General features: G+C 41.9%; 12 protein-coding genes, 1 tRNA gene and 1 other RNA gene. 7 read left to right on the top strand and 7 right to left on the bottom strand.

All coding sequences use genetic code 11. The annotated features are described in order from the left end of the window. Nucleotides 1–79 precede the first annotated feature (79 nt). From EGN73_RS12465 to EGN73_RS12450, 4 genes are all read left to right on the top strand, one after another. Nucleotides 80–1,366 (top strand): M24 family metallopeptidase, encoded by a 1,287-nt coding sequence (locus EGN73_RS12465; protein WP_246611565.1) that lies wholly within the window; start codon nucleotides 80–82, stop codon nucleotides 1,364–1,366. 238 nt (nucleotides 1,367–1,604) lie between these two features. Further along, a complete protein-coding gene (locus EGN73_RS12460; protein ID WP_219290213.1) occupies nucleotides 1,605–4,652 on the top strand; it encodes a SusC/RagA family TonB-linked outer membrane protein in 3,048 nt (1,015 codons plus the stop codon). Between the two features lie 12 nt (nucleotides 4,653–4,664). Beyond that, nucleotides 4,665–6,080, top strand: coding sequence for a RagB/SusD family nutrient uptake outer membrane protein (locus EGN73_RS12455; RefSeq protein WP_219290210.1), 1,416 nt, complete (start codon nucleotides 4,665–4,667; stop codon nucleotides 6,078–6,080). Continuing rightward, on the top strand, nucleotides 6,080–7,609 hold the full coding sequence (locus tag EGN73_RS12450) for a S10 family peptidase (protein ID WP_219290208.1): 1,530 nt from the start codon (nucleotides 6,080–6,082) through the stop codon (nucleotides 7,607–7,609). The genes EGN73_RS12455 and EGN73_RS12450 overlap by 1 nt, the downstream gene beginning before the upstream one ends. A gap of 293 nt (nucleotides 7,610–7,902) precedes the next feature. On the opposite strand, the gene EGN73_RS12445 is transcribed toward EGN73_RS12450, so the two are convergent. Continuing rightward, nucleotides 7,903–7,976, bottom strand: a tRNA-Pro gene (locus EGN73_RS12445). Nucleotides 7,977–8,183: 207 nt separating this feature from the next. Between EGN73_RS12445 and yiaK the strand changes: the two genes are divergently transcribed. Both yiaK and EGN73_RS12435 read left to right on the top strand, forming a co-directional pair. Beyond that, on the top strand, nucleotides 8,184–9,209 hold the full coding sequence (yiaK, locus tag EGN73_RS12440; protein WP_219290205.1) for a 3-dehydro-L-gulonate 2-dehydrogenase: 1,026 nt from the start codon (nucleotides 8,184–8,186) through the stop codon (nucleotides 9,207–9,209). A 48-nt stretch (nucleotides 9,210–9,257) separates the two neighbouring features. Beyond that, complete coding sequence (locus tag EGN73_RS12435; protein WP_219290202.1) at nucleotides 9,258–9,851, top strand: sugar transferase; 594 nt, start codon at nucleotides 9,258–9,260, stop codon at nucleotides 9,849–9,851. A gap of 46 nt (nucleotides 9,852–9,897) precedes the next feature. On the opposite strand, the gene EGN73_RS12430 is transcribed toward EGN73_RS12435, so the two are convergent. The 6 genes from EGN73_RS12430 to ffs all read right to left on the bottom strand — a co-directional run bounded on the left by EGN73_RS12430 (nucleotide 9,898) and on the right by ffs (nucleotide 13,858). Further along, on the bottom strand, nucleotides 9,898–10,338 hold the full coding sequence (locus tag EGN73_RS12430) for a GNAT family N-acetyltransferase (protein ID WP_219290199.1): 441 nt from the start codon (nucleotides 10,336–10,338) through the stop codon (nucleotides 9,898–9,900). A 132-nt stretch (nucleotides 10,339–10,470) separates the two neighbouring features. Then, nucleotides 10,471–11,880, bottom strand: coding sequence for a S41 family peptidase (locus EGN73_RS12425; RefSeq protein WP_219290197.1), 1,410 nt, complete (start codon nucleotides 11,878–11,880; stop codon nucleotides 10,471–10,473). 107 nt (nucleotides 11,881–11,987) lie between these two features. Next, nucleotides 11,988–12,698: a cell division ATP-binding protein FtsE gene (locus EGN73_RS12420; protein WP_219290195.1), complete on the bottom strand. Its 711-nt coding sequence runs from the start codon at nucleotides 12,696–12,698 to the stop codon at nucleotides 11,988–11,990. Nucleotide 12,699: 1 nt separating this feature from the next. Continuing rightward, nucleotides 12,700–12,903 (bottom strand): hypothetical protein, encoded by a 204-nt coding sequence (locus EGN73_RS12415; protein ID WP_009033271.1) that lies wholly within the window; start codon nucleotides 12,901–12,903, stop codon nucleotides 12,700–12,702. A 127-nt stretch (nucleotides 12,904–13,030) separates the two neighbouring features. Next, nucleotides 13,031–13,690 (bottom strand): fructose-6-phosphate aldolase, encoded by a 660-nt coding sequence (gene fsa / locus EGN73_RS12410; protein ID WP_219290193.1) that lies wholly within the window; start codon nucleotides 13,688–13,690, stop codon nucleotides 13,031–13,033. A gap of 81 nt (nucleotides 13,691–13,771) precedes the next feature. Beyond that, nucleotides 13,772–13,858: signal recognition particle sRNA small type (gene ffs / locus EGN73_RS12405), an RNA gene on the bottom strand. Nucleotides 13,859–14,000: 142 nt separating this feature from the next. Here ffs and EGN73_RS12400 point away from each other — a divergent pair. Further along, nucleotides 14,001–14,294, top strand: a complete 294-nt coding sequence (locus EGN73_RS12400) for a hypothetical protein (protein ID WP_219290191.1) — start codon at nucleotides 14,001–14,003, stop codon at nucleotides 14,292–14,294. The last annotated feature ends 17 nt before the right edge of the window (nucleotides 14,295–14,311 follow it).

Below are 14,311 nucleotides of genomic sequence, written 5' to 3'. Positions count from 1 at the left end.
ATGAAATTTAAGTCTCAGTTCAAAGGTGTCTTTAAGGGGGCTGTTTCCCTAAACCATAAAATTCACTAACCAACCAAATATGATGAACTTTAACCGACGAGCATTTATCAAAGCGGCGGCAATTGCCCCGGCAATAACTTTACCATTTGTGGGCTGTTCAGGTGCTGCCGAAAACCAGAAAGACCCCGCATCAGGAAATAAGCCTGATTTTAGTAAACTAAAAAATATGACTGCCGACGTGAAGCCGATCAGCAGGGAAGAGAGGCAATCGAGAATCGGAAAAGCGCAGGAGCTGATGAAGAAAAATGGCGTAGATGCCTTGTTTCTGGAGCCTGGTACCAGCATGAAGTATTTTTTGGATTTTGATTTTTTTCTGTCTGAAAGAATGGTAGCTGCTGTCATTCCGGCCAATGGAGAGCCTATTTATGTCTGCCCCAAATTTGAGGAGGATAAAGTAGGGGAGTTGGTAAAGTTCGGCTCCGAAATCAGGACATGGGAAGAGCATGAAAGCCCTTATGCTCTTGTTAAAGGAATTCTTTCTGACAAAGCTGGAAGGTCAGGCACCATGGGTATTGAAGAAAGGTGTAGATTTTTCCTTTTTGACGGGATCAAAAAGGAGGCGTCTTCTTTCGATTATGTATTGGCAGATCCCGTTACGGCAGGTTGCAGGATATATAAATCGCCTGCTGAAATTGCATTGTTGCAAAAAGCCAATGACATTACCATAGAAGCCTACAAAGTTTTGTTTGATTCCTTATATGAAGGAATGAGTCAGGATGATTTCAGGGAAATAGCCTCGCAGGCACATAAAGCCCTAGGAGCTACGGGATCTATTGGGGCCAATTTTGGAGAATGGACTGCTTTTCCCCATGGATCCAGTACTGTGCAGTATTTAAAGGAAGGGGATGTGGTGCTTGCTGACGGTGGATGTACCATAGAAGGATATAAGTCTGATATCAGCAGAACCATTGTGTTCGGTCAGGCGACAGATCGGCATAAAGAAGTCTGGAACCTTGCAAAAGAAGCGCAGACAGCGGCATTTGAATTGGCCAAAAACCAAAATGTAACATGTGAAGACCTAGATGCGGCTGCCAGAAAAGTAATCGAAGAAGGAGGTTTTGGACCTGATTATAAATATTTCTCTCACCGCTTGGGTCATGGAATAGGTATGGATGGACACGAATGGACCAACTTGGTAAGAGGGAATGATACACCTTTGGCTAAAGGAATGTGCTTCAGCAATGAGCCGGGAATTTATATAGTAGGAGAATTTGGAGTTAGGGTAGAGGATTGTATGTACATAGGAGACGATGGTCCTGTTTACTTTTCCCAGCCCAGCCCTGCTATTGACCAGCCTTTTGCATAAATCTAAGTGGGGACATGCTCTCCACTTCCATTTCCTTGAATACTAAACTATAAATGATACTTTTTCAATAATTATTTAATGAAAACAATGCCATTAATAATATTTATTTACCTTTAATCATTTATAATTAAACTATTAGTATGTAAAATTATTTTTATAGCACTATTCTTATGTAAATGGTTTTGATAATAAGGTATAAATCAAGAATTTAGATTCGTACTAACTAAATTATCATACCATGAGAAAAGCTTTACTTACGTCATGTATGCTGTTGCTTGCAGTCATCAGCGTATATGCCCAATCCCGGACAGTTACGGGTAGAGTGACCTCGGAAGAAGAACCCGAGGGGATTCCTGGTGTAAATATTCTGGTCAAGGGGACCGGAATTGGCACCACTACTGACCTTGATGGTCAGTTTTCCATCTCAGTCAATTCGGCTGATGATGTGTTGGTTTTTTCCTTTGTCGGATACAATAGGCAAGAAATAAGGGTGGCCAACCAGTCAAGTATCAATGTGAACATGGTTCCAGATACAGAAAACCTCTCTGAAGTAATTGTAGTGGGTTATGGAGAGCAGGACAGAAGGACCCTGACGAGTTCTATTTCTTCTATTAAAGGAAAAGATGTAGAAAACCTTCCGATTACTTCGCCGGATCAATTGCTTCAGGGCCGTGCACCAGGGGTGGTGGTCAACACAGAATCTGGTGAACCTGGCGGTGGCATGAACATCAGGATTCGGGGGACTACCTCTATTACTGGTAATTCAGACCCTCTTTACGTAATTGATGGAGTACCGATTATTTCGGACAATATCGCTGCCACTACTTTTGGTCAGCCGGTAAACCCACTTGCTGATCTCAATCCAGCCGACATCGAGTCAATGGAAATCTTGAAAGATGCTTCCGCTACAGCGATTTACGGTGCCAGAGCTGCCAATGGGGTAGTCTTGATTACGACCAAAAGAGGTAAAGCAGGAAAACCTGTCGTAAATATTACAATGTATGGTGGTATTTCTGAGCCTTGGAGAAATCCAAATGACCTAAGGGTGGATGGTCCTACGTTTGAAAGACTTCAAAACGAAGCCAGTCGTAACAACTGGATAGATCGCTATGGGTCTCTGGACGCTCCAAATTCTTCAGGACAGCCTTACGCTGCACCATTCCCTAACCCGGATGGTGCAATCGATACCAATTGGTTTGATGAAATTTTCCAAACTGGGTCCATCCGAAGCTTGGATGCCTCTGTTGCTGGAGGTGATGAAAGAATCAAGTACTTTGTTTCAGCAAACAACTTCTATCAGGAGGGTCTGGTAAGGCCATCTGAGTTCGAAAGAAGCAGTGCCAGAATGAACCTTGATTTTATGGTGACTCCAAGCCTGAAAATAGGTACAAGCGCCACTTATTCCGTGAATACCAGAGACAGGGCACTGAATGGGAATGCCATTGAAGGAGCTCTTTCCACGGCCTTCTTTTATCCAAGTAATTATCCTATTTATAATGAGGATGGTTCCTACCATAGACCTTTTTGGGAAAACCCGGTTGCTGTAGCCAACGAAACAGACTACCTGATGAAGACTACCAGGATCATTGGTAGTGTTTTTGCCGATTGGGAAATCACAGATGGTTTGGTCTTTAGGAGTACTTGGAGTATAGACAACAACCTAGTAGAGGAAGACAGGTATTTCAATACTTTCCTTGCAGCAGGTGAGGCCATCAATGGTTCCGCCCAGTCATATGTGACCAGAAGCAACAACTGGATCAATGAGAATGTGCTTACCTATCAGAAAAACTTCGGTGAGCACAACATAAACCTTCTTTTGGGAAATACTTTGCAGGAAAACCAGTTCTTAAGAACCCAGGCTATGGGTCAGGGTTTTCCATCCAATTCCTTCAAAAGAATTGAGTCTGCCGCCGTCAAGAACTCCAGTTCTACGGGTACTTCTTGGGGTATAGCCTCATTTTTTACAAGGGTAAATTACGGATATAAAGGTAAATACCTCTTTACTGCCAATATGAGGGCGGATGCTTCCTCCCGATTTGGTGCAGATAACAGATGGGGCTATTTCCCTTCCGTGGCAGGTGCTTGGAGAATGATCGATGAAGGATTTATGGAAAGCATTAGAGGTACAGTTTCAGATATGAAAATCAGGGCTTCTTATGGTATCACAGGTAACCAAGGTGGAATCGGTGACTTCCAGGCTTTAGGGCTTTGGGGAGGAATGCGAGGAGGGTTGAACCTCGGTGGTGTAGGCCAGCCTACAGGTCCGGCTTCCTATGTGGATGCCCCTGGAATTGCTCCCAATCAACTTGCCAATCCAGACTTAAGGTGGGAAACTACCGCTCAGTTTAATATTGGTTTTGATGTAGGTCTTTGGAATGATAGGCTTACCCTAACATTTGATTACTACGACAAGCAGACAAAAGACCTTCTTTTGAATGTACCTGTTCCAAAATCTCTAGGATTCAGTGTGCTGACACAAAATTTCGGGGAAATGGAAAACAGAGGTTTTGAATTGGGGATAAACGCATCTATTATTGAAAAAGAAAATTTCACTTGGACTTCTAGCTTTAATGTATCAAGAAACAACAACTTGGTGAAAAGACTGGCATTTCCATTTACTACCTTCACTAGGGATTATGTGAGGGTAGAAGAAGGATACCCAATGAATTCATTCTGGGTCCATGTACAGGAAGGAGTAGATCCACAGACTGGTGATATTATCTGGGACACCATGGGTGACGAGGAGTTTAATCCAAATATTCACAGACAGATTTTTGGAACTGCCATCCCTAGGTATGTAGGAGGTTGGACCAATATGGTCAACTATAAAAACTGGGATTTCATGGTTTTCTTCCAGTTTTCAGAAGGGGGTAACATTTTGAACTATGGCCGTTACTTCTTCGAACATGGGGGAGATAGGACCACAGGGTATTCCGCCCAACAATTGGACAGATGGCAGCAGCCAGGAGATATCACGGATATTCCCAGAATGTCTTCAAGAAACTATAGCGCCGATCTGAGACCTTCACGTCATGTGGAGGATGGTTCTTTCTTAAGATTGAAAAATACCAGCATAGGTTATACCATTCCGTCTCCAATCACTTCTAGAGTGGGAGTGGGAAGAGCAAGACTTTATGCAGCAGCTCAGAACCTGATCACTTGGACAAACTACACAGGTTTGGATCCCGAAGTAAGTACCAGCCCGTCTAATTTGGTAGCGGGGGTAGATATCGCTGTAATGCCACAGCCTAGAACCTATACTTTGGGAATAAACTTAACCTTCTAACCCACCACGAAAATGAAAAAGCATATATATAAAGGAATAGCGGCAGGATGGCTTATCCTGTCCGGTCTAGGAATAAGTTGTAATGTACTGGATCAGGATCCTCAGTTTCAGATTGCTACTGAAGAAGCATTTGCCAATGCAGTCAATGCAGAGGCGGCCCTTAATGGGCTTTACAATGAAGCACAATTGGTATACAACTGGAGGGTACAGACTTTGGGCGAACTGGCTTCTGACCTTGTGCAGTCAGTAGATACCTGGGACAACTTTAATGTAATAGATGAATTCAGACAGACACCTGATAATACCGAAATAGATGATCTTTACACGCAGATTTATAGGACTATAGATTTGGCCAATAACATCATTGCTTTTGCACCGAACGTCCCTGACCTTTCACAGGAAAGAATCAACGATATGCTGGGTCAGGCCTACGCTTTCAGAGGAATGATGTATTTTCACCTGGCTACTTATTTTGGAGGTATACCTGGAAAATATGGGGAACTGGGAGTAATTATAGAAACTGAGCCTTCAATAGGAGTCAGTGAAGATGCTTTCAAAGAAAGAGCTAGCCTTGAAGAAACCTGGAATCAGGCAAGGATGGATCTCGAGCAAGGTGAAAGCCTTTTGCCTGAATCCAGAGCAAGCAACTTTCTTTCTCGTTCTAGATTAACTAAAGCAGCAGCTGCAGCCATGTTGGCCAGGCATAGTCTTTATCTGGATAACTGGACGGAAGCTGAATCCAAAGCTACACAGGTAATCAACCAAGGTTCATTCGAGCTGGTACAACCCTTCTCTGATATCTTCAGAACAGATTTCTCTGCAGAATCTATCTTTGAAATGCATTATAATGTAGTGGATTTCAGTGGATTCAGACAGTGGTATTTTCCTGCATCGCTCAATGGTAGGGGTGGACTGAGCTTCCATCAGCCTTTTGCCCAACAATTGCTTGACAGGCAGGGAGAAGATGATAGAAGTGATCTTATTGCCTTAAATCCTGCTTTTGGTGGGGTATATTATTCCACCAAGTTCGATGAATTGCAAAATGCATCCAACGTTCCTGTACTTCGGATTGCTGAAATGTACCTGATCAGATCAGAAGCCAGAGCGAGACAAGGAAATGTTTCAGGGGCTATTTCTGATCTCAATGCTGTCAGAAACAGGGCAGGATTAGCTGATGTGAGTTCCTCTGGTGGTGAAGAACTGATAGATTTGATACTTGAAGAAAGAAAATTTGAATTTGCCATTGAAGGCCACAGGTTTTTTGACATGACAAGGACGGATAGAGCAATTGAGGTGTTTACTGATTTGCCAAGAACTACGGGATCTACCACCTACTCCATAGGGGACAGAGGAAGGTATGTGTTCCCGATTCCAAATTCGGAAATCTTCACCAATTCCAATATGGTTCAAAATCCAGCCTACCGTTAATGAAAGCTAAGTTTATATACATTTCATGCCTAGCCTGCCTCCTCTGGATGGGGAGTGCAGGCTCTTCGCTTATGGCACAGGGAATTTCTGCAGCCGCCAACCCGAATCAGCTTATCATGCAGGAGTTGGAAGTGAGCGAAAAGGACCACAGCATACAGGCTGCAGGAAAATCCCTAAGTTATAAAACCACTGCCGGGTTCATGCATATGTCCAATGAGGGCGGCAAACCCAAAGCAAAGTTTTACTTCACTGCATATACCCTCAAAAATGTCAGCAATCCAAAAGATAGGCCAATAACATTCGTTTTTAACGGTGGGCCTGGCTCTTCTTCAGTATGGCTGCACATGGGCGGTCTGGGTCCAAGAATGATTGAAATGACCGAAGATGGAGAAGCATTGCCTCCTCCTTACAATGTCATTGATAATCCCAACACATGGTTGGACAAAACAGATCTCGTATTTATAGATCCAATAGAAACAGGGTATAGCCGACCTGCAGAAGGTGAAGATAAGAAGCAGTTTCTAGGTTACGTGGAGGATATTGCTTCAGTTGGGGATTTTATCCGGGCTTATGTATCGGAGTTTAAGAGATGGAATTCTCCCAAATTCCTATCTGGAGAAAGTTATGGAACGACCAGGGCAGCAGGGCTCTCAGGTTACCTACAGGACAGGTATGGCATGTTTCTCAATGGCATCATCATGATCAGTGCGGTCACTAATTTTGCCACGCTTAATTTCGCACCTGGGCATGACCTTCCTTACATCATGTATCTTCCTACTTATGCAGCCATTGCTGAATACCATAAGGCTTTGCCTAACGAGGTGTCTGACTTAGATGCTTTTATCGAAGAAGTCAGACAATATGCAAAAGGGGAGTACGCTACCATGCTTATGAAGGGAGACCAGCTTACAGAAGATGATAAGCTAAGACTTGCTGACAAACTTCACCAATACACAGGTCTGTCTAAGGAATACCTGGAGAATACCCATTACAGAATTCATATCAGAAGGTTTGTAAAAGAGCTTTTGAGAGACAGAAAGCAAACTGTGGGTAGGCTTGACGGGCGAATTCTTGGTCTTGATTTGGATCATGCCGGCGAAGGCTTTGAATTTGATCCAAGTTACAACAAAGCCATTTATGGACCTTACAGCATGGCGATCAATGATTATGTGAGTAGGGAACTGGGCTTTGAAAGTAACCTGGCATATGAAATTCTCACAGGAAGAGTGAGGCCTTGGAACTATAGCAATGTTCAAAATGAATACCTGAACAATTCTGAAACCTTGCGAAATGCCATTCACAAAAACCCTTACCTCAAAGTGATGTTCATCAACGGTTATTATGATTTGGCTACACCTTTCTTTGCTACAGAATATACCGTAGATCACATGATGGTAGCTCCTGAATTGAGGGATAATATCAGCATGAAGTATTATGAATCAGGACACATGGTCTATATTCACAAGCCTTCCTTAGATCAAATGACAAAAGATGTCAGGGGATTTTATGAGGAGGTTTTAAAAAAATAATCCGCTTACAACCCCGATTCTCTTAAAGGCCGCCTTGTTATCAAGGTGGCTTTTTTTATATCATCTTTATCCTAGTCCCAAAAGAAGCTTGGGTAGGATTTTTGTCTACCTGATTCTGATAGCAGGGTGGATTTTCTTTTTTTGTGTTCTCTTTTCTTAAAAAATCTCAAACCAATTAAAAAGTATGATATTGAATGCCTCCAGCGAAGAGAGTCAATTGGAGTTTAACTTAAGCAAAAAGACTTCCTCAATAAACAAAAAAAGCCTCTTCAATAAAGAAGAAGCTTTTTTAGTCGGGGTGGCAGGATTCGAACCTACGACCTCCACATCCCAAATGTGGCGCGATACCGGGCTACGCTACACCCCGAGTTCCATTCAAGGTTGCAGGTTTTTTACCATACTTCCTCTAACAGGTTGGCAAAAGTAGAGGTAAAGTTGAAACAATCAAAAATTCCTGTGAAATCTTTGAAAACTTTTTTGCAACATTCCTAGAACACATCCTTTGAAATTTACTGTTTCAGGAATATTTCCAAGTTTACTGTGGCTGTAAGTATCTTTAATTTATATTTAGGTAATGGTAGAATGCATCAAAATTCCTTTTGCGGAAATATTCAAGCAACTGACAGAAATTCTCAATAGTAAAGGATTTTCTCAGTCTGAGGCAGAAAACTGTGCCTGGCTTTTTGCCCAAGCTAGTTTGGATGGCGTGCCATCCCATGGACTGAACAGGTTTCCGCTTTTTTGTGAATTTGTGGACAGGGGAATCGTGGACCCTAAAGCAAGTCCTGAACTAATCCTCCAAATGGGGATGTTCGAACGTTGGGACGGCAGATCAGGAGCAGGGCCACTCAATGCCCAATTTGCCATGTATAGGGCGATTCAGCTTTCAATGCAGAATGGCATTGGGATGGTTGCCCTACAAAATACCAATCACTGGATGCGTGCAGGGAATTATGGGCTACAGGCAACTGAAAAAGGCTGCATTGGGATTTGCTTTACGAATACCAAGCCCAACATGCCCGCTTGGGGAGGAAGTGAACCTAAACTTGGCAATAATCCCCTGGTCATAGCAATTCCGAAAAAGGATGGACCTTTACTGCTGGACATGGCCATGTCCCAGTTTGCTTATGGCAGGCTACAACTCTTCAAAAGTGCTGGCCAACAGGCTCACTTTGAGGCTGGATTTGATGATAAGGGTGGTCTGACCAAGGATCCGGAAAAAGTTTTAAACAACGAATTGGCTTTGCCTATAGGACTTTGGAAGGGGGCAGGTTTGTCCTTGATGTTGGATATCCTATGTGCAGTTTTATCAGGAGGAAACTCGGTACATCAAGTGGCAGGGAAAGGAACTGAAACATGTTTGTCCCAGGTTTTTATCAGCATTTCTCCAGTCAAATTAGGACTTGATCAAGACAAAATGGAAGAACAGGTTGTCGAGGTTTTGGAAGATTTAAAAAGATCGGCAGTATTTGAAGGTCAAGCAGTAAGGTATCCAGGGGAGCATCTTCTAAAGACCAGAAAGTCCAACATGGAAAATGGGGTGCCTGTGGAAAGCAAAATATGGGAAAAGATCAAAGAGATTGCTTCAAGTTTATCTTGAAATTTGTTTTGATATAAATCACCTCTATTTTTGATCAAATAATTATTCATGATTAAAAGGATTTTTGATTTTAGTGTTTCTTTTATTGCCTTGCTTTTATTGTCGCCTATTATGTTGATTACGGCTGTATTGATAGCAGTCAAACTTGGGAGACCTGTTATATTTTTGCAAGTCAGACCAGGGAAAAACGGTAGACCATTTAAGATGATGAAATTCAGGTCAATGACTGACAAGAGAGACGCTAATGGAGAACTTTTGCCTGACGAGTTGAGGCTGTCACCTTTTGGAACCAAGCTTAGGTCCACAAGTCTGGATGAATTACCCGGTCTGCTCAATGTGTTGAAAGGGGATATGTCATTGGTCGGTCCCCGGCCTTTATTGATGGAATATCTTCCTTTATACAATAATTTTCAAAAAAGAAGAATGGAAGTGCTTCCCGGTATTACCGGATGGGCTCAGGTGAATGGAAGAAATGCGATTTCATGGGAAAAGAAGTTCGAACTGGATGTTTGGTATGTGGATCACAGGAATTTTTGGTTGGACTTAAGGATTTTGTGGATGACATTGATAAAAGTATTTAAAAGGTCAGACATCAATGCTCAGGAAAGTCAGACTGCACATAAATTTTTAGGAAGTAAATAGTCAAAAATTATTTCTTTAAAACGGGCTTTATATTTCAATTTAATATCTATTTGTTGAGGCTCATTTCTAAGATTGGAAAAGGATTTCCCTGCGCATCAAGCGGATTTTTCTTGAAAGTTTCGAAACCCATCTTCCTGTAAAAACCGACAGCTTGCTGGTTTTGCTCATTGACATCGACACGGCTAATGTTCTTCTCATAAATGGCAAATCTAGTCAGTGCTTGTCCGACACCCTGTCCACGATATATAGGATGGATAAAAAGCATTTCGATTTTGTCTGAGGACAATCCTAAGAAACCCAGTCTATTGCCTTCCAGATCGAAGAAAGAATACAAATCCACATGTGAAAAGGCTTTGCCTTCAATTATGATCTGTTTGATTTCCTGGATTTTTTCTTCTGTCAAAAAATCATGGGTGGCACGTACTGAGGCCTCCCAAATCTCTAATAATGCAGGATGCTCTGATGGATTATTACTGGATTTTATCATGACTATTTGGGTTTTTACAAAGAAAACAAAGTCCTGTCAATTCCCCTTTCCATTGATATAAAACAAAAGTTTCTAAAGAGGAAATCATAAAGTATTAAAAAAGCTGTCAGTTTTTTTTTGACAGCTTTACTGTTAGGGCTTTTGAGGAAATTTGAAATCTTCGATAATGGTCCTCCCAGTGTAGGCTTTGTTGGCAAAAGAATCCCCCAATTGAATCCTATCTACCTGTGCTCTTCTTTCTGTAGCAGATGAACTGCCTGTAATATCGTCTATGGCTAATCTCAGGTAATACTCTTCAGTATCTCCTAGAGGAGCCAAAAATCTTTGGCTCAATTCTTCCGCTTCGATATCCGGGGCAAAACCATTGATAAAGTCGGACTGTCCGGCACTGTTGAAAAGCATGGTGATAATAGGCATCATGCCAAAATCGTTTTCAGGGTTGTCACTATCCTGAAGTAAGGCGGAACCCACATTTTTACCTTCAGTGGTAGTTCCGATCAATTTGACATCCATGTATGGTTTTAGTCCATTGATGATCATTTCACTGGCTGAAGCTGTCCTTCCGGTGGTAAGAATGTATACCCTGTTATTTTCCAGAATAGGTCCCAAGTTTTGGCTTTTGGACAGGAATTCAAGGTTGTCATCCTGAAACTCCTCAAATTGGCTCAAGAAGCTGTTGTATCTTTGTTCCAGGAATACATCCTCAGTAGTGACATTTGGAGCTACTAAAGAGGCCAAGTTGAGTGTGCTGGCTAAGGAACCTCCTCCATTATAGCGAAAATCCAAAATCAGGTTATTGATTCCTTCTGATTTGAACTTCGCAAAAATATCATCCATTTGCCTGTCATATCTATCTTCCTGGCCCGGTATACCCCTTGCAAAGAAGTGGTAGACTACATAACCTATTTTTTGATTTCCAACTGTGTAAACTGTATCAAGGAAGTTAGGGTTTTCGGAGAGCTGAACGGTGGATAGGCTTACCTCTGGCTGAGGCTCATAATGATCTTCCTCTTGGTTGTACCTGAGAAAGCTGACAGAATGGTTTTCTGAACGGGAACTTAGCAGACTTTGACGATTGGAAAGGGTGATTGTAGTTCCATTTATCTGAGTGATCACATCTCCACGCTTCAGCCCTTTTTCTTCAGCTGGACTTCCTTTTTTGATATAAGCCACAAATGCCAGTACATTTTCATTGTTCTGACTTTCTCTGGCAAGCAGGATTTCATATCCTGCTTCTCTACGGATTCCTTGCAGGCTGTTGGCTATTTCTTGGTAATTTGGGAAGATGGCAGAATACCTGTCAGTAGGCTTGAATAGCAAGGCATTAAAATACTCCTCCGGGTCAGAATCAATGGCAATAGGATCATTCATCTGTTCAAGCCAATAATAGCCCTGATCCATAAGGTTTTGAATCCATATATTGATTTTTCCGTTTCTGGAATTTCTTTTTTCAGTTTCCACAGGATCTTCTCTTTCCTGACAGGAAAAAAACACCAATGTCATTACAGATAGAGACAGAAAGAGTTTTAAGATTTTTATCATGATAGTATCCGTTGGTCCATTTATAAACACTTGTAGATGTACCAGTGTTTTTTTTAGCTTCTAATGGTACAAAAATATAAGGGAAAAGTCAAAAAAAAATACCTCAATTAAAATGAGGTATTGATGGAGATATCCGCTGTTTTACTATCCAATAACTTACCTTTTTCGCATTTGAGTACCCTGTAGGGATATTTCCTTAGGAGGTCGTGGTTGTGTGTGGCCATAAGGATGGCAGTTCCCTCTTTGTTGATTTCCTGAAACAATCTGAAAATACCATCTGCAACGTCAGGATCAAGGTTTCCTGTAGGCTCATCCGCCAATAAGATGGAAGGTTGGTTGATCAGTGCTCTGGCGATTACCACACGCTGCTGCTCCCCTCCGGAAAGCTGGTGTGGCATCTTGGTGGAAGCGTCTGCCAATCCTACCCTTAGGAGTACTTCGATCATCCTGTTGTTCATTTTGGATTTATCTTTCCAGCCGGTGGCTTTCATGACAAAGAATAAGTTTTCCGCAACAGATCTGTCCGGGAAAAGCTGGAAGTCCTGAAAGACGATTCCCAATTTCCTTCTCAAGAATGGGATCTCTTTTGTTTTGATCTTTTGAAGGTTGAAACCGACTATTTCAGCCTCTCCCATTTTTAAAGGTAGGTCAGCATAGAGGGTTTTCAATAAGGAACTTTTTCCACTTCCGGTACGACCGATCAGGAATACAAACTCATCCTGGTCAATGGTAAATTCTACATTTTGAAGAATGGCATCCATTCCCTGAAAAATGTGTGCATTGCTTACTTTTATGATTGCCTGGTTTCCAAAGTCCATTTTACAGTTCTAATTTTTGGAGTTTGCCGAATGGCAGTTGGTTGATCAGTTCCTCGAGTTCTTTTTCTTTCCCTTCCAGTCCAAACTTTTCCAGGTTTTTCATGGGTCTGTCAGCTCTGAAATAGGCCACAAGGACAAAATTAAGATCACGGATCTGAATGTAATCGGGAATTTTAGCTTTACCTTTTACTTTGATGATGTACATGGTAAAAAATCTTAACGGTGATGATGTGGTGTTATTACCTTGGAATTGCTGAAATGTTTTGGCTAAATGGAAACAAATTCAAAAACCGGAGGGATAGGACCTCCGGCTTAGTTCAATTACATCATTTTTATTTTCCTGCGGCTTTGGCATGGTCAGCCAAGAACTGGGCCAAACCGGAATCTGTCAAAGGATGCTTCAATAGGCCTGTGATAACCTTAAGCGGGCAGGTAGCCACATCTGCACCAAGTTCTGCACACTTGATCAGGTGCATGGTATGTCTTACAGAAGCTGCCAATACCTGTGTAGCGTATCCATAAGTGCTGTAAATGTGAACAATCTGTTCGATTAGCTCGAGACCGTCAAAAGAAATGTCATCCAGCCTACCAAGGAAGGGGGATACAAATGTAGCGCCTGCTTTGGCAGCCAAAAGTGCCTGACCAGCTGAAAATACCAAGGTACAGTTAGTTCTGATGCCTTCATTGGAAAAGTATTTGATGGCCTTAACACCATCTTTGGTCATTGGGACTTTAACTACGATCTTGCTGTCAATTTTGGCCAGCTCTAGGCCTTCTTTGATCATGCCTTCAAAATCAGTAGCAATCACTTCCGCACTTACATTGTCATCCACAATATCACAGATGGCTTTGTAGTGGGCTTTGACTTTTTCGTCTCCACTGATGCCTTCTTTGGCCATTAGTGAAGGGTTGGTAGTCACTCCGTCCAGCACTCCTAGGTCATATGCCTCTTTGATCTCTTCCAGGTTCGCTGTGTCTATAAAGAATTTCATGGTTAAAAGGTTTTGTTTGATGAAGGACAAAGTTAACTGAATAATGGGGAATTGGAAGAGTCCCGAAACTGAAAGGCAAAAAAAGAAGCGGCATCGCACCGCTACAACCGCCTACCCTTGCTTCCTTCCGGACCTGGGGGATTCAGCAGGAGCTGGTCGTGCCGCTAGTCCACAAAGGTAAAGCAAAATCTTCATCTTCCAAATGCCTAAGACAATATTCAGAGGGGTAAACATCTAATTGCCTAAGCATCAATTGTAAATATTATGGCAAAATTTTTGTACCTTTTTCTATAGAATTAAAAATATAATTATGAAAAGAGGTATAGTTTTTATTGCAACTTTAATGATGTTAGGGTCTTGTGGGATTTTTCTCCCACGTCCTGAATTTGAAAAAGGCATGACGGAGAGAAGATTTTTGAGGCAAAACAGAGATGCCAAAATAAGCAACTTGGATAATGGAAAAACGACCTACCGAGTGGACAGAGGAGAGAGGTTTTTTGTTTTGGCCACCTTTGAAGATGGGAAGCTTGTCAAATTAGAGGAAAGAGAATCAAGACCAAATTGGATGACTCCGCAAGAAGATCCTGAAAAAAGAAACAGGTAAGTTTATTTATAAAAAAG

This window comes from Arthrospiribacter ruber (assembly GCF_019343195.1).
In the GTDB taxonomy this organism is placed as follows: domain Bacteria; phylum Bacteroidota; class Bacteroidia; order Cytophagales; family Cyclobacteriaceae; genus Arthrospiribacter; species Arthrospiribacter ruber.
The sequence above is the reverse complement of the archived record's forward strand: the minus strand, read 5'-3'. Positions and strand labels throughout refer to the sequence as shown.